The sequence below is a fragment of the Ruegeria sp. CDSB136 genome, assembly GCF_059610965.1.
The window spans coordinates 1-15,998 of record NZ_JBXWOP010000005.1 but is presented as its reverse complement, the minus strand read 5'-3'; the positions used below and the strand labels follow the sequence as shown (position 1 = coordinate 15,998).

The 15,998-nt window shown below is 58.3% G+C and carries 16 protein-coding genes; 3 read left to right on the top strand and 13 right to left on the bottom strand.

Features of this window, described 5'->3' with window-relative positions:
- Positions 1-16 precede the first annotated feature (16 nt).
- From phnK to phnG, 6 genes are all read right to left on the bottom strand, one after another.
- Complete coding sequence (gene phnK / locus AC2FIR_RS06885) at positions 17-787, bottom strand: phosphonate C-P lyase system protein PhnK (RefSeq protein ID WP_170613527.1); 771 nt, start codon at positions 785-787, stop codon at positions 17-19.
- Positions 784-1,644, bottom strand: coding sequence for an alpha-D-ribose 1-methylphosphonate 5-phosphate C-P-lyase PhnJ (locus tag AC2FIR_RS06880; protein WP_480440678.1), 861 nt, complete (start codon positions 1,642-1,644; stop codon positions 784-786). Before AC2FIR_RS06880 ends, phnK begins: the two co-directional genes overlap by 4 nt.
- A gap of 262 nt (positions 1,645-1,906) precedes the next feature.
- Entirely contained in the window at positions 1,907-2,503 is a 597-nt protein-coding gene (locus AC2FIR_RS06875) for an HAD family hydrolase (protein ID WP_170613529.1), read from the bottom strand.
- On the bottom strand, positions 2,500-3,591 hold the full coding sequence (locus AC2FIR_RS06870; protein ID WP_170613531.1) for a carbon-phosphorus lyase complex subunit: 1,092 nt from the start codon (positions 3,589-3,591) through the stop codon (positions 2,500-2,502). The genes AC2FIR_RS06875 and AC2FIR_RS06870 overlap by 4 nt, the downstream gene beginning before the upstream one ends.
- 3 nt (positions 3,592-3,594) lie before the next feature.
- Positions 3,595-4,170, bottom strand: coding sequence for a phosphonate C-P lyase system protein PhnH (gene phnH, locus AC2FIR_RS06865; protein WP_170613533.1), 576 nt, complete (start codon positions 4,168-4,170; stop codon positions 3,595-3,597).
- Positions 4,167-4,628: a phosphonate C-P lyase system protein PhnG gene (gene phnG / locus AC2FIR_RS06860; protein WP_170613535.1), complete on the bottom strand. Its 462-nt coding sequence runs from the start codon at positions 4,626-4,628 to the stop codon at positions 4,167-4,169. The genes phnH and phnG overlap by 4 nt, the downstream gene beginning before the upstream one ends.
- 103 nt (positions 4,629-4,731) lie before the next feature.
- Between phnG and phnF the strand changes: the two genes are divergently transcribed.
- A complete protein-coding gene (gene phnF / locus AC2FIR_RS06855) occupies positions 4,732-5,442 on the top strand; it encodes a phosphonate metabolism transcriptional regulator PhnF (protein ID WP_170613537.1) in 711 nt (236 codons plus the stop codon).
- A 156-nt stretch (positions 5,443-5,598) separates the two neighbouring features.
- Here phnF and AC2FIR_RS06850 read toward each other — a convergent pair whose 3' ends face one another.
- The 5 genes from AC2FIR_RS06850 to phnC all read right to left on the bottom strand — a co-directional run bounded on the left by AC2FIR_RS06850 (position 5,599) and on the right by phnC (position 10,345).
- Positions 5,599-6,216, bottom strand: coding sequence for an LbetaH domain-containing protein (locus AC2FIR_RS06850; RefSeq protein ID WP_170613539.1), 618 nt, complete (start codon positions 6,214-6,216; stop codon positions 5,599-5,601).
- 24 nt (positions 6,217-6,240) lie between these two features.
- Entirely contained in the window at positions 6,241-7,608 is a 1,368-nt protein-coding gene (gene phnE, locus AC2FIR_RS06845; protein WP_170613541.1) for a phosphonate ABC transporter, permease protein PhnE, read from the bottom strand.
- Positions 7,605-8,486 carry a phosphonate ABC transporter, permease protein PhnE gene (phnE, locus tag AC2FIR_RS06840; RefSeq protein WP_496715493.1) on the bottom strand — a complete coding sequence of 294 codons (882 nt, stop codon included), beginning with the start codon at positions 8,484-8,486 and terminating at the stop codon, positions 7,605-7,607. Before phnE (AC2FIR_RS06840) ends, phnE (AC2FIR_RS06845) begins: the two co-directional genes overlap by 4 nt.
- 66 nt (positions 8,487-8,552) lie before the next feature.
- Positions 8,553-9,455 (bottom strand): phosphonate ABC transporter substrate-binding protein, encoded by a 903-nt coding sequence (phnD, locus tag AC2FIR_RS06835; protein ID WP_155148824.1) that lies wholly within the window; start codon positions 9,453-9,455, stop codon positions 8,553-8,555.
- A 68-nt stretch (positions 9,456-9,523) separates the two neighbouring features.
- A complete protein-coding gene (phnC, locus tag AC2FIR_RS06830; RefSeq protein ID WP_170613543.1) occupies positions 9,524-10,345 on the bottom strand; it encodes a phosphonate ABC transporter ATP-binding protein in 822 nt (273 codons plus the stop codon).
- A 207-nt stretch (positions 10,346-10,552) separates the two neighbouring features.
- On the opposite strand from phnC, the gene rpe reads away from it, so the two are divergent.
- Positions 10,553-11,239: a ribulose-phosphate 3-epimerase gene (gene rpe, locus AC2FIR_RS06825; RefSeq protein WP_170613545.1), complete on the top strand. Its 687-nt coding sequence runs from the start codon at positions 10,553-10,555 to the stop codon at positions 11,237-11,239.
- Between the two features lie 131 nt (positions 11,240-11,370).
- Here the strand turns inward: rpe and AC2FIR_RS06820 are convergent, their stop codons facing one another.
- Entirely contained in the window at positions 11,371-12,309 is a 939-nt protein-coding gene (locus AC2FIR_RS06820) for a transferrin-binding protein-like solute binding protein (RefSeq protein ID WP_170815896.1), read from the bottom strand.
- Positions 12,310-12,546: 237 nt separating this feature from the next.
- On the opposite strand from AC2FIR_RS06820, the gene AC2FIR_RS06815 reads away from it, so the two are divergent.
- Positions 12,547-13,803: a tetratricopeptide repeat protein gene (locus tag AC2FIR_RS06815; protein ID WP_170613549.1), complete on the top strand. Its 1,257-nt coding sequence runs from the start codon at positions 12,547-12,549 to the stop codon at positions 13,801-13,803.
- Between the two features lie 219 nt (positions 13,804-14,022).
- Here the strand turns inward: AC2FIR_RS06815 and AC2FIR_RS06810 are convergent, their stop codons facing one another.
- Positions 14,023-15,735: an amidohydrolase gene (locus AC2FIR_RS06810; RefSeq protein ID WP_496715499.1), complete on the bottom strand. Its 1,713-nt coding sequence runs from the start codon at positions 15,733-15,735 to the stop codon at positions 14,023-14,025.
- Between the last annotated feature and the right edge of the window lie 263 nt (positions 15,736-15,998).

The following is a 15,998-nucleotide window of genomic DNA, read 5'->3' as shown; positions in this document are numbered from 1 at the left end:
ATCTTTTCCCAAATAGTCAAACCTGCAGAACGCTCGACACAAGCAGCTGCGTATAGGCGTGTTGCGGGTCGTCCAGCACCTGATCCGTCAACCCAGCTTCGACCACGCGACCATCCTTCATCACTATCAGCCGGTCTGCCAGCAGGCGCACCACGGCCAGATCATGGGTGACAATAATGGCGCTCAGCCCCATTTCACGCACAAGCCCACGCAGCAGATCCAGCAGACGCGCCTGAACCGAGACATCCAGTCCGCCGGTTGGCTCATCCATGAACACCAGCCGCGGTCCGGTCACCAGATTCCGCGCGATCTGCAACCGCTGCTGCATCCCGCCCGAAAACGCGGTCGGGCGGTCATCGACACGCTCTGCCTCGATTTCGACCCGGCCCAGCCAGTCGATGGCCTTGTGGCGGATATTGCCGTAGTGACGATCGCCGACCGCCATCAGCCGCTCGCCGATATTGCCGCCGGCACTGACCGACATGCGCAAACCATCCCGCGCATGCTGATGCACAAAAGCCCAGTCGGTACGGCCAAGCATCCGACGTTCGGGTTCCGACATGGTAACGGTGTCAACCGGTCCATTCGCCCGAGTTTCAAAGATCACCTGACCCGCATCCGGTTCCAGATGCCCCGCCAGGCAGTTCAGAAGGGTCGACTTGCCTGACCCGCTTTCGCCCACGATCCCCATCACCTCGCCAGGGTAGAGGTCGAAGCTTACATCCATGCACCCGATCCGTGCACCATAGCGTTTCCGGATGCCTTTGACCTGCAACAAAGGGGTCATGCCGCGCTCTCCTCAGCCAATCGGCCCACATGGCCTGCCTCACGGCGTGACCGGCAATAGTCAGTGTCAGAACAAACAAACATCCGGTTGCCCGCATCATCCATGATCACCTCGTCCAGATAGCTGTCCTCGGCCCCGCACAGATTGCACGGATGGTCGGCCTTCGTCGCTTCAAACGGATGGTCTTCGAAATCGAGGCTCACGACTTTGGTGTGCGGCGGGACCGCGTAAATCCGCTGCTCCCGGCCCGCGCCAAACAGCTGGATCGCATCCATTTCAAGCTTGGGGTTGTCGAATTTCGGGATCGGCGACGGGTCCATGACATAGCGGCCCGACACCTTGACCGGATAGGCATACGCGGTCGAAATCGCGCCGTGCTGGCTGATATCCTCATACAGCTTCACATGCATAAGCCCGTATTCCTCAAGGCTGTGCATCTTGCGCGTCTCTGTCTCGCGCGGCTCCAGAAAACGCAGCGGCTCCGGGATCGGCACCTGATAGACAAGTATCTGATCTTTGGTCAGCTTCGCCTCGGGGATGCGGTGGCGGGTCTGAATGACTGTGGCCTTGGCCGTCTCTTCGGTTGTCGCGACGCCCGCCGTATTCTCGAAGAACTTGCGGATCGACACCGCATTCGTCGTGTCATCCGCGCCCTGATCGATCACTTTGAACGTGTCATCAGGCGTCAACGTCGCCGCTGAAACCTGCACACCCCCGGTGCCCCAGCCGTAAGGCATCGGCATTTCACGGCTGGCAAACGGCACCTGATAGCCCGGAATGGCAAGGCCTTTGAGGATGGCCCGGCGTATCATTCGCTTGGTTTGTTCGTCCAGATATGCGAAGTTATACTCAGTCATTTGGCGTATCGTTTTGTTTTTTGGTGTTTTTGTGGACGTAATGTTAATTGGTTCGTTCTTATTGATCGTTTTCTTCTATTTGCTTTGGCACACCCGCCATGCAAAACGGCGACGTGAGGCGCAACAACGCGACCCAACAGACGAATGGAGCGCGATCGGCGCTCCGACGCAGACCTCTCTCGGCAAAAATCCGCCAGCCCGCGCGGATACACCGGAGCGTTCCCCAGCTCACTTCGCCCCGGACGGACAATCCTGAACCCCGTCACAGGAAACCCCTTTCGGTCAGTTCTGCCTCCAGCGCCCGCGGCGTCGTAAAGTGAATACCATCCATGCCAACCGCACGCGCGCCTTCGACATTGTGCAGACCGTCATCGATGAACACACACTCCTCGGGCGCAATACCGGCACGAGCGCAAAGCAGTTCGAAAATTCGCGCGTCGGGCTTCATCACGCCCTCCTGCCCCGAAACGACCAATGTTCCGAACACCTCGCCCAGACGCGGGTGCACCTTCAGTCCTTCTGGCCAGGTTTCGGCTGACCAGTTGGTGATGGCATGAACTGGAGTACCCTGCGCCCTGAGCCGGTCCAGAACATCCCAGGTTCCATGGATCGCGTTTTCAACGGTACGCGTGTACAATCCTACATATGCCGCAAAAAGGCGCTGGTCCTGCGGATCGTCAAGTTCCTGTGCCAGATCGGCAAAACGCTCGCCATTGTCTCCGCGCGCATTGCGCGCCAGGAAGTCCGTACGTTCGATAAACGCATGTGCGGCGTCTTCCGACCCAAGCGCCTCGGCCCAGGCCAGATGCGGTTTCCAGTCGACCAGTACACCGCCAATATCAAAAACAACCGCCTTCATTCTGCTGCCTCCTTCCCTGTAATCCGTTCTTCGGCTTCCCGGCGCAGTTTTCGCACCAATTCCAGTTCAGACTGGAAATCCACGTAGTGCGGCAACTTGATATGCTCGAGAAAGCCCGTGGCCTGAATGTTGTCCGCGTGGCTCAGAACAAACTCCTCGTCCTGGGCCGGGGCGCCCAGATCGTCCTCGCCCAGTTCTTTCCAGCGCAGGGCACGGTCAACCAGAGCCATTGCGATGGACTTTCGCTCGGACTGGCCGAAGACCAGACCATAGCCGCGCGTAAACTGCGGCGGTTCGGTTTTGGACCCTTTGAACTGGTTCACCGTTTCGCATTCGGTCAGTTCGACCTCGCCAATCTCGATGGAAAAGCCCAACTCTGGGATGTCCATCTCGACCGCGACCTTGCCAATCCGCAACTCTCCCACGAACGCATGATTGCGGGCATAGCCGCGCTGGGTCGAGTAAGCCATGCCCAGCACAAACCCCTCATCCCCGCGCGTTAGGGATTGCAGGCGCAGTGGCCGGTTAGACGGGAACTCCATCGGCTCGCGTGTCAGGTCCCCCGGTGTCTCGTCGCTGGGCGGTTCATCCTGAATGATATCCTCACCCTTCAGGAATTCGGTGATATGCGGTGTTGGTTCCTGCCTGGCAGACCCTTCGGGCGCAGCAGCCACCTCTCCGTCAGCGGCCAGTTTGAAATCCAGCAGACGGTGCGTGTAATCAAAAGTCGGCCCAAGAACTTGTCCACCCGGCGCATCCTTGAAGGTGGCCGAGATGCGGCGATCACATGCCATGCCACCCGTCTCAACCGGACTGGAATAACCAAACCGCGGCAGTGTCGTGCGATAGGCCCGGATCAGGAAAATCGCCTCGATCAGATCACCGCGTGCCTGTTTGATCGCCAGCGCCGCAAGATCTGGATCGAACAGGGACCCTTCGGCCATCACGCGGTTCACGGCGAGGCTCAGTTGTTCCCGGATCTGCGCAAGGCTCAGCTCGGTAACATCCGTTGATCCGCGCCGTTCCTCGGCCAACCAGGCATGGGCGTTTTCGATGGCTTTCTCGCCACCTTTGACAGCAACATACATCGCTTAACCCTCTGCCCTGATCTGCGTGCTGCGCGGCAATGCCGCGACCTGGGTGCCACAGGTGAAAAAGAAGTCACATCCCAGCGGGTAGAGCGCCGCATTGCCTTGCAAAGCCGAGACGTCCGGCAGCGACAGATGCGCCACCTCCTTGATGCCCGGCCCGCTGAGTGCCGCGCCCTGCTGTTCGAGCGCGTCGCATTCCACGATCAGCGTGGCAGACCGGTCGGGATATTCCGGCGTGCCAATCCGGTAGGAGTTCAGCGGCATGAGATCTTCCCAGCGGCCAACCGAGAAATCGGCCTCGGCCGCGGGAACAATCGGCGCTCCGGTATGGAAGGTCAGCCATTTCCGCACCGCTTCGGTATCAGCCTCCCCAGCAAGGTGAACGCGGGTTTCAGGATCACATAGGGTCAACAGCAACGTACCCGCCGCTATGGACAAAGGTGCAGGGGGTTCAGCACCAGTCAGGTCACGCACCTCTCCGGGTCGCGCCATGACGGTCATTGCCGCACGAAAGGCATGTGCGGCATCAATCGGCGCATTTAGGAACCCACCCGAGAATTGGGTTTGCGCGCTCATTGATTTTCTCCGCGTACCATGGTGAAGAACTCGACTTTGGTGGCCGCTGCCTTGGCCGCACGTGCCGTCTTGGTGGCCTGCATCTCCCGTGCGAGCGGATCAATCACTTTTGCCCGGACCATGTCGGCAGACCCGGTCTGCATCAGCGCATCGACCAGAGCCGCCGTTCGGGCCTTATCCCGGGATCGGCCCTGAACATAGCCGTGCCCGACCGTGCCATCCTCCAGCACCAGTGAGCATCGCGTCACTGTCATCTCACCCAGATTAAACGGGGCACCCGTGCCACCCGTGCGACCGCGCACCATGACGCCACCGATTTCGGGCGCACGCAGCCATTCATATGTCGGGTTCAGCTGCAGGCCGTCCCATAGCGCCATCAGGGCATCCTGCGGCGCCCGGGCCAGCACACCCATCCATGCCTGCCTGGTTTCGGCTGATTTATCTGTCTGTTCCACCATCAAAGCCTCTTGGCCAGGTTGTCTATTTTTACTATACAACTAGACAAATATTACACCTGTTGATCTCGAGTCGCAATCTCCGCAGCCGTGAAGTTTTTATGACATGAGCAAAACACCGATCTGGAAAAGCATCGCCCTGACCCTGACCTCGGACATAGCCGAGGGCCGCTACAACACCGGCGACCGCCTGCCGACCGAAGCGCAATTGGCCGCAACCCATGGCGTAAACCGGCATACCGTTCGACGGGCTTTGTCCGATCTGGCCGAGCATGGGTTGGTCCACGCCCGGCGCGGTGCAGGCGTGTTTGTTTCGGCCCGCCCCACCGACTACCCGATTGGCAAACGTGTCAGATATCACAAGAACATCTCGGCCAGCGGCAAGATCCCGGGCAAACGGGTACTGGCCCTGACGACCCGCACATCTGATGAGGCCGAAGCGGAAGCGCTCGGCCTGCAAACAGGTGACCCGGTTCATGTCTATGACGGCTTGTCTCTGGCTGACGGGCAACCTGTGGGTCTGTTTCAGAGCGTCTTTCCGGCAGAGCGATTTCCCGACCTACTGGACGCCCTGTCCGAAAACGCATCGGTGACAAAGGCCCTGCAAACCTGCGGTGTACCGGATTACACCCGTATTTCGACCCGCCTGACCGCGCGGTCCGCCAGCGCAACGCAGGCACTGCATTTGCATTTGACCGAAGGTGCCCCCGTGCTGCATTCGCTGGGGATAAACGCTGATCCTGACGGACAGCCCGTTGAATATGGCAAGACCGTATTCGCGGGTGAGCGCGTAACACTAACCCTAAGCGAAGAATAAAACGGGATTGCTCCCGCCCGTCTTCAACCTCCTGACGGAGGCCTCATCCCGTTGGGCATAGCGCCGCGCAATGCGCGGCGCCGGGCCCAAGGCCGCCAAGGGGCGTCGGCGCAGCCGATGTCCCCGCAGGCGCGGGAGCCGTCTTGGCTGACTTGATCACGCCTCGTGTTTTTCCAGAAATGCTTCGGCAGACATGGCACGGAAATCTGGCAGGGCAATACGAAGCCTGCTGTTGTCCCAATCCCACCAGGCCAGTGCCATCATGCGATCTGCAATATCCTCGGGAAAGCGACGACACACTGGTTGTGCAGTCACACCAGCAACAATCGTGTATGGCGCTACATCCTTGGTGACAATCGCACCAGAGGCGACGACCGCGCCATGGCCGATGGTAACCTCGGGCTTGATGATCGCGGCATGACCAATCCACGTGTCATGGCCGATAAACGCTGTGCGACCCGCGCGATGGGCAAACCAGTCGGCATCGTCCTCGGCATCGTCCCAATAGTCAGCTGACCGATAGTGGAAATGATGCAGCGAGGCTTTCTCCATCGGATGATCGGTCGCCCCGATCCGAGTGAAGCTGGCGATGTTCGCAAACTTGCCGATCCGGGCATTGGCGATGTCGCAGGTCCGGTCGCAATAGGAGTAATCGCCGAACTCGGAATTCGCCACGCGGGTACCGGCACCGATCTCGACAAACTCGCCAAAGGTGCTGCCGGCAATCTGGCAATCGGGATGGATGAACGGCTGGTCGGAACGCAGTCGCGCCATGGTCTTTTTGTCCTTGTTCTTAGGTCACGGCAATAGGAACGGCTTGCCCTTGCGATCCCGCGGTTTGCGCGTCTTTCCGGTTTCACCCTGGATCAGACGTCGGCGCAGCCAGCCCGAGAACCAATCCATCAACATCACCATCAGGATGATCAGGACGATGTAATAGGCGACCTCTTCCCAGTCTTTTTGCGTAATGATGGCCTGCGTCAGCAGCAGGCCGATCCCGCCGCCGGTGATCGCACCGATCACGGTAGCGCTGCGGGTGTTGGATTCGAGGAAGTAAAGCAACTGGCTCAACAACACCGGAGTGATCTGCGGGATCACCCCAAAGCGATAGCGCTGTGGCGCGTTCGCTCCGGTGGATTGCACGCCTTCGATCTGCTTCTGATCCACATTTTCCAACGCCTCCGAGAAAATCTTGCCGAATGTGCCTGTGTCCGTCACCAGAATGGCCAGTGCCCCCGTCAACGGGCCGGGACCAAAGGCCCGGGCCAGAACAACCGTCCAGATCAATGCGTCCACGCCACGGACAAAATCGAACACCCGGCGCGTGATAAAGCGTACCGACCGCAACGGATTGAAATTGCGCGTCGCCATGAAGGCCAGCGGCAATGCGATCAGGCCAGCCCCAAGGGTTCCCAGAAAGGCCATCAGAATGGTCTCAAAGATCGCCCAGGCCACATCCTGATGCCGCCACATCTTGTTGGTCCAGAAGTCATTGAAGATCGCACCGGCTTCACCTGATGCGGCACGCCCCATCAACTCCGAGAAGGATTTTCCGTAATACGGGCTATCCAGCGTGAACCAGAACAGCTCCCAACCAGTGAAATAGCGGAATACTTCTGATCGGTTGCGGGTAACCGTCAGACGGCCCGCATCCGTCGTGATCGCCAAACGGTTCTTGGAGACATTGATCCATTCAGGCACATCCTCTGACGGCAATTCCGCCTGCACGCCAGCGGATCGGCTGGGTGTCGCGCGTACCCTACCATAACCCGGGATGTCGTACTCGACCGTCTCAGGACCAAAGCGCACAACGTGTCCGTCTTCCAGATCGATTACGGTCGTCTCACCCAACGCGACCCAATCCGGCGCGGTCCCCTCGGGATAGGCACCCTTGCGCTCACCCTCGATGGCAACCGAAACTTCACCATTGCGGTTGTCGCGCTCGACATGGGTTTTGTAGCTGTAGCTATCCGAAACCAGCGTCTTGCCGTTTTCCCAATTGGCGCGTTCGGCCAGCCCTGGCACGTCAAAGGCAAAGAAGACATAGATCAGGTACAGGACAACCAATCCCGGCAATCCAAAGTTCACGATACGCTTGCGGCTGAACAGGCGGTCGGCCTCGGCCTTGAGGTCATCTATCGACAGGTCGGTGGCAAAGGTACTCATGCCGTAGCTCCTTTTTCCGACCGGTGGGTCAGGCGGTCGCGCAGCAGCCCGGACAGCTGATCCACGATAACGATGGTGACGAAAAGCAGGATGAAGATGGCCGCGGCCTCATCGTAACGCCCCTGCCCCCAGGACATGGCGTTGCGCAACTCGTAGCCCAGACCACCCGCACCGACGAAGCCCAGAATGGCCGAGGCGCGAATGTTGATCTCAAAACGCAGCAGGGCGTAGCTGACATAATTCGGACCGACTTGCGGGATCACGCCCAGATACATGCGTTGTGACCAGTTGGCTCCGACCGACTGCAATCCTTCCACCGGTTTGATCGAGGCGTTTTCATTGACCTCCGAGAACAGCTTGCCCAGCGCACCCGCCGTGTGAATGGCAATGGCGATCATCGCCGGGATCGGGCCACCACCCAGAATGAAGATCAGAACCAGTGCAATCACGATCTCGGGAATGGCGCGGAAGATATCCGAGATCCGGCGGAAGACCGGGATCAGGGATGGCCAAAGCGCCATGCCCCGCGTCGACATCAGCGCCAGAAACGTTCCGCCGATGGTCCCAACCAAAGTTGCCGCCGCCGCGATGTTCAGTGTCTCGATCAATGCGGGAAAAAACTCGACAAGGTTCGCCGGCATAGCGCCGATCTTTTCCCAGGCTTCCGACAACACCTCGGCCGGATAGTCCAGAATGCGATGCCAGCCGTCGGTGAAGCTCCCCGCATTGCGGCTGTCGGCAGTGCGGAATCCCGCAGCCATCAAAGCCACGAACAAGATCAGAAGGATACCACCATAGACCCTCTTGCGTCGCGTCATCGCTGTATATTCGTCGCGGATCTGATCGACGCTTTGGGACCCTGCAGTCAGGTCTGTCATGGAATGCTCCTGAGGGGAAAACGGGGTCCGGTATCGAACCAGACCCCGATCATTGGATAGGCAGGCTTAGTTGGACTTAAGCTTGCGTGCTTCGATGATGATTTCGTAGGCGTCATGCGTGATCGGCTCGAACGCTTTTGCCTCACCCGCGGCAACACCGTAGAAGCATTCGCGGTCTTTCTCATGCAGGCCAGCCATCAGGGCAGTCATCTTTTCTTTGACATCCGCAGGCAGCGCGGTGCGCAGAACTACCGGACCTTCCGGGATCGGCTTGGATTTCCAGATTTCGACCATGTCGTTCATGTCGACCAGACCGGCATCAACAGCGCGGCGCAGGGCACCCGAGTTGTAGCCGTCTTCCCAGTTGCCCAGACCGTCAGCCCAGGTAACGCCACCGTCAACGTCGCCATTGTTGACTGCAACGATGGTCTGCTCGTGACCGCCGGTGAACTTCACTTCACCAAAGTAGTCGCCCGAATCCATGGTCGCACCAGTGGCCTGCGGGATTTCGATCGACGGGATCAGATAGCCCGAGGTCGAGTTCGGGTCACCAAAACCAAAGGTCTTGCCCTTCATGTCATCCAGCGAGGTGATGCCGCTGTCCTTGCGTGCAAACCCGATCGAATAGTAGCCGTAGCCGCCGTCGACATTCACTTTGACCAGAACCGGCTCAACCGCCTCAGGATCGCTCAGATAGGTTTTTGCGTAGCCCGACGCGCCCAACCATGCCATGTCGATGGTGCCGCCCAGCAGACCCTGAATAACGCCGTTATAGTCGGCAGGGGCAAACAGCTTGGTCTCAACGCCCAGCGCTTCTTCGGTGTATTCCCGCAGGCACTCGTTGTTGTTCAGACGGTCCTGAGCGTTTTCGCCGCCCAGAATACCGATGCGGAATTCGCTGATGTCCTGAGCCATTGCAGGTGCGGCCATGGCAGTGGTCGCAACAAGGGCAGCCATTAGTTTTTTCATCTGTCTCTCTCCAGTTTGATTGCCCCGACCTCTCATCGGGCCGGGCGATGAAAGGTCGTGGGGGTGGCTCAGATGGTGGCCTCGGCTTCCATCAGGGCCTTCTGGGTGGCGCCGAGCGTTTCGATCTCGGTCGATGTCGCCTCTTCCGAGAAGCTGGCGTCGGCGCCATAGATTTCGCGGGCAACCCCGGTGGTCAGCTGCTCGGGCAACCCGTCAAACACGATGCGCCCGTCACGCATGCCAACCACGCGGTCGCAATAGCGGCGCGCGGTGTCCAGCGTGTGAAGGTTTGCGATGACGGTGCGGCCGTCCTCTTCGTGGATACGGCGCAGGGCCTGCATCACGACCTGCGCATTCATCGGGTCCAGCGAGGCGATAGGTTCGTCGGCCAGAATAATCCTGGGATCCTGCATCAGGGCACGTGCGATGGCGACGCGTTGCTGCTGCCCCCCCGACAGGGCCTCAGCCCGCTTTGGCGCATGTTCGGCAATGCCAAGACGATCCATTATGTCGATGGCGCGATGGATATCCTCCATCGGGAACAGGTTGAATATCGTCGCCAGTGTCGAGTGTCGGTTCAGCGTCCCGTGCAGCACGTTCGACACGACATCCATGCGCGGCACCAGATTGAACTGCTGGAAAATCATCGCGCACTCGGCCTGCCAGGACCGTTTTTCCCGGCCTTTCAGTCGGGTAACATCGCGGCCTTCGTACAGAATGCGGCCATTGCTGGAATCGGTTAACCGGTTGAGCATTCGCAACAGCGTCGATTTACCCGCCCCGGACCGGCCGATGATCCCGATCATGCAAGGTTTGTCCACATCCAGCGTTGCCGCATCGACAGCAACGTTGTCACCAAATCGCTTGGTCAGTTTTTCGATACGCAGCACGTGCCACCCCCAAATCGTGTTGGTGGCCAGCTAAAGACGGCACTCAACGGGGATGTGTCGGTTCGATGAAAGTTTTGTAACTGCGATCCGTGCTGCAAGTATCGGCCACCCGGCTCCAAGCCCCGCAAACGCGGGATTGGGCCTACCCTTTGGCATCAATCGCGGCTATATGCGCGGGCAACAAGTTACCTGCGCACGAGGCCAGCCATGAGCTTTGACCGTTCCATCAAGATTGCCCCATCCATCCTGTCCGCCGATTTCGCCAATTTCGGACAAGAAATTCAGGCGATCGAGGCCCAGGGCGCCGACTGGGTGCATGTCGATGTGATGGACGGTCATTTTGTGCCGAACCTGACCTTTGGTCCGCCTGCGGTAACGGCATTCCGCCCGCATGTGAAGACAGTGATGGACGTGCATCTGATGATCACGCCGGTCGACCCCTACATTCAGGCTTATGCCGATGCGGGTGCCGACATCCTGACCGCCCATGTCGAGGCAGGCCCACATACGCACCGCACCTTACAGGCGATCCGAGCCGCCGGGATGAAAGCGGGCGTTGCGCTGAACCCGGGAACTCCTGCCGAGGCGGTCGAGCATCTGCTGGACCTGACGGACCTCGTTTGCGTCATGACGGTGAACCCTGGATTTGGTGGCCAGAAATTCATCGATATGACCGCAAAGATCCGCCGCCTGCGGCAGATGATCGGTGATCGCCCGGTTCACATCGAGATTGATGGCGGCGTTGATCCCCAGACGGCACCGTTGGTCGCAGCCGCCGGGGCGGACGTACTGGTCGCCGGTTCCGCCGTATTCAAGGGCGGCTCGGTCTCCCGACCCGAAGTATACGGTGCAAACATTCAGGCAGTCCGGGCGGCCGCAAACTCCGCACTCTAGGCGTCATCGCGGCCAGAGAACCCTGGGGAACTCTTGGCAACGAAACCCAAGCCCGCATGTAACAGGCTTGGGACACCGGCATTCAGCCCTGATAGCAAGAGCCTTTACACAGGAAGGCTCTTGCAGGGTGATCAATCTGCGCCGAACGCTCCGATATAAGACACACCGTTCGCGCCAGTGGTCTGGAATGTTCCGCCAACTTCTTCCGCATTGGGGCCGTAGAAAACACCATGGGCCTGACCGCTGGTTCCCGAACCGGCGACATTCGCCACGAACCCCGAGTTCGAAACGCTGCCGGTACCTGCGAAATCCAGCTCTGGGGCGAGACCGGTGCCCCCTCCGACCAGCAGGCTGTCTGCCACGGTATTGGTGCTGCTCATCGAAACGGTGGAGAAATCTGTCGACACATTGACTTCGGAAACCGTCTGATAGTGGGTTCCATCGGCGCGCCGTGCAATCCCGGTGCTGGCACCCTGATAGCTGGCGGTCTGCCCGCGCGGCATGTCGGCGGTCGGCGTAACCGAGCCATAGGACCCGGCGCCCGCAGTACCGGACGGCTGGTTCCGGTCATGCAACCACGCGCCAAAGGTCTGATACTCGAACCGTGTCCGGGTTGGGTCCAGAATGGTTGCACCGGAATTCAAATCCGGAGAGTTGAAGGTGACCGCTGCCGTACCCTGATCAATCCTGTCACCATTGCGGCTGTCCAGATTGAAACTGGATCCCCCCGAAACAGCCGTCGCCGCAACGATGTTTCCGCCGCTTGTAATCAGCGTCAGATCCGATGGAATCGGGCCAGTCTGGTTTTGAACGATGACTTGACCATTCACCTGATTTGACGAATACGCCTGCACGACTGCCCTGCCATTCAAGGTTGCAGTGCCATCCTGCGGCAGATTGATTTTCTGCGCCAGCGTTGTTGAAATCGGCCCTTCGGCAGAATTTCCACCACCAGAGGACGAATCACCACCGCCGCCGCCATCAAAATCAAGACCGGCGGCTCCGCCGCATGCGCCAAGGAATAATACGGGGATGAATGCTGCAATCAGGCAACGTGTTTGGGAATTCATAACTGCTCCATAGTCAAATCTGAAACGGCACATTAGTTACTCACCCATACGGCGCAAGTGATGCCGCCCGTGCAATCTATAGGATATGTTTTTGTTGTTGAAAATGCGACAGGCACCGTGGGCCGAATTGACGCAAAAGTTTGTTTTCACGGCAAAAATGGTTTCCCGCAACAACAATAATAGACCGCGCCGCTCAATTTCGTTCTGGCGCCGGATGACGTCCAAAAAGGCTTGTTCTTGACCCGTATTCTGCTTACCGCCCTCAGCTTTCTGTTTGTCCTGTTACCCAATACCGAGGTCCGCGCCCAGTCAGAAAACAAAGTTCCAGTCGCTGCGTTTGTCGACGAAACGGAAATCGAAGCTTTGTTTCTAAGTGGCCTTGCGGATCTGCAACGCGGACAACCGCAAGCTGCAATCGAAAAGTTCTCCTCGATACTGGCGGCCAATCCGAATCTCGTGCGGGTCAGGCTGGAACTTGCCCGCGCATTCTTTCTGGCCCATCAGTGGGACCGGGCACGAAACGAGTTCTTTGTCGTTCTTTCCGGCGATCTGCCGGACCCTGTGCGCGCCCGTGTTCTCAGCTACATCCGGCAGATCGACGCCCGCCGGGGGTTCGACTGGGATCTCAGCCTCGGCCTGACCACCGTCGGCAATCCGCGCAAATACGACACGGACCAGATCACACTGAACCTGTTCGGGCTGAAGCTGCCGTTCACGTTGGACCGCGACACCTCGACCGAGCTCGGCCTGCGCGTCACCGGAGCTGCGAATTTCCGCAAACCGGTCGACCTGTCCTTTTCCACCCTCGATACCGTTGCATTTGCATCATTGGCGTTTGACGTGACCGAGGCGCGAACCTCGAACTACGATGACTACATTTTTGTCGGAAGGTTCGGTCTGCGCACCCTCGCCTCGTTGACCACCGTGTCTTTCGGGCCGGCCCTCTCGACCCGACTTGTCGGCGGCAATGTGTTCGAAAACCGCATCGCTCTGGAAACTGCGTTCGAACGCAGAAACCTGCTCGGGGGATCTGTCTTTGGCCTTGTATCCGCGTCGCGCCTGCACAACCCGACAAACAGCGCGCTGGACGGTCATGAGTTTCAGGCCGAACTTGGTGTCCGCCGGTCCATCGGCGGGCGGGGATCCATCGGGTTGAGCGCGCTGATCCAGGACAAGTCAGTCGAAGGCGATCTGGACAATTACTTGCGCAAGCGATTGACCCTGTTTGGTCAGGTCGACACACGCGGCGGCTTCACGTTTCGTCCGTCCGTCTATCTTGAAAACAGGATATTCCAATCACCCAGCCCGATCCTCACCGCCTCGCCGGACGAGACGTCGTGGGGTACGGCAGTCAGGGTCGAAAAAAACGATCTGTTTTTTGGCAACGGCTTCTCGCCGTTCATGCAACTGGAATACAACCGAACTCAGTCTGATATCAGGGCCTACAGCTATATGGAAACCGAGTTTGAGCTGGGCTTCGAGCGGCGTTTCTGAAAACGGGCGGTCCGGTCCGCAGGGCAAACCGCTTGCAGGAGTGGAACGGCCTTATGTTCAGCAGAGTCCGCACCCCGAGATCATTCGCGAAGAAGTCTCGGCCGTGTACGAAGCAAAAAAGGGCGTCCCGCAGGGCGCCCTTTCCGTAGCATTTCGCAGATGCGATTTACTCGATGATCTTCGACAAAAAGCCTCAGCTTTCCGCTAAAAAAAATTATGTTAATTCCGCACGAGCCATGGGGTTTCGACCTTCATCCCTTGATAAACCGCATGCAGAAAAAGATGCGCGATTACTGGATCATTCGAAAACGGCGAGAATTGCAGATTGCCTTCCCTGATACCGTCTTCGGCCTCATAGACAACTTCGTCCCCCTTTATGGTCACAAGTACTTCAAGTTCGGCCAGCTTCTCGGGATCAACAGCAGTTGGATCGTCGGACAAAATGACGAAATCGGCGACTTTTCCAACTTCGATTGAGCCCTTCTGATCTTCTTCGAAATGTTGCCAGGCGGGCCAAATTGTCATGGCTTTCAACGCAGTCATCACATCAACCCTCTGGTGCGGCCCAAGAATGTCACCAGACCGTGTTCGACGTGTAACCGTCGCCGCAAGGACACGCATACTGTCCGGAAAGGCGACCGGGGCATCGTGATGCGTGCCGAACATCATGTCCCGCTCACGCAGCCACCCTGTTGGAGAGATATTGTCGGCATTCACTGGACCGACTGTGTGTTCCCGGTGCCAATCACCCCAGTAAAATGTGTGCATAGGGAAAAGCGTCGGGAACACTCCCAACCGTTTTATGCTGGCAACCTGGTCCTCTCGCAGAAACTGACCGTGAACCAGAACAGGGCGGTTGCCCGGATCCCCATACTTTATCTGCGCCTCTTCGAGGGCCGCAATCAGCATGTCAGATGCCCCTTCACCGTTGGAATGCACGAGGATCTGGAAACCGTTCTCGAAACACCAGTTCACGGCATCCTGGAGTTGCTCCATCGTGATGGCGGAGTATCCTGCATACCCAGCTGCATAGTTGCCAACCGGATCGTAATAGGGTCGATCCCGCAAAGCCGTGAAGCCCTGCGGCGATCCGTCAATTGTCAGCTTGCAGCCACCTACCCGAACCCTGTTGTCATAATCCGCCGAGGTGTTTGCGCCAATATACTCCCTCGACTCAAGAACATCTGGAAACGCGACAACGTCGATAGGAAGTCCTTCTTCGGCGGCAACTTTCTTGAGAGCTTCGACGATTTCACCCGATGACCGGCCTTCTTGCCCGGTCGTATACCCAAACTTTGCCCAAAGTTTGGTTCCGGCTCGGGCAAATGCTGCCAGACCTTCCTCGCCCAGACTCCCCAATATCGGCACCAGAACCGAAAAGAACGCGTATTCTTCCAGAACACCATTTGGTTCCCCGGCCTCATCGCGTTGAATGACACCGCCCGGAGGAGCCTCTGAGGCCGCTGTGATACCTGCCAACTCCAGGGCTTTCGAGTTTGCCACACCCAGGTGCCCAGACTGATGAATAATGACAACGGGCAGGTCCTCGGACACCACGTCCAACTCTTGTCGTGTTGGGTGACGCAGTTCCTTTAGTTGCGCATTGTCGTAACCAAAGCCGATGATCATTTTGACCTTTTCGACAGCCTGCGCATTCTCCTCGGCCCAGTGAGTCAGTGTGGATTGCAGACTGGCGATATCAGTGACCTCTCCATCCGGTGGCGCAAGAAGGTTGGCGGACAAAGCCTGCACACCCCCCAAAACGACATGCCCGTGGCTGTCGACGAAACCTGGAAGCATCGCGCGCCCTTCCAGATCATAGGTTTCGGTTTCTTCACCCTGATGCGCCGACAAGTCAGACAGCGACCCAACGGCAAGAATGCGCCCATCTTTGACTGCGACAGCTTCGGCGGACGGAGCCGTATCGTTCATCGTTACGATGGGCCCTCCGAGATAGATCTTATCTGCAATCTGTTGTGAAGACGCTGAGGTAGATGAGAAAACAACTGCTACGACAAGACAAAATGAACGCGCCGAAAAATGCATCTTATGACTCTTTCTAATTGCAATGTCTCAATACGAAAGAAGTTAGCATTACAGAAGGCGTAGCAAAAACAAAAAAAGGGCGTCCCGTGGGACGCCCTTTCCGTAGCTTTTCGCAGATGCGAATTACTCGATGATTTTCGACACAACGC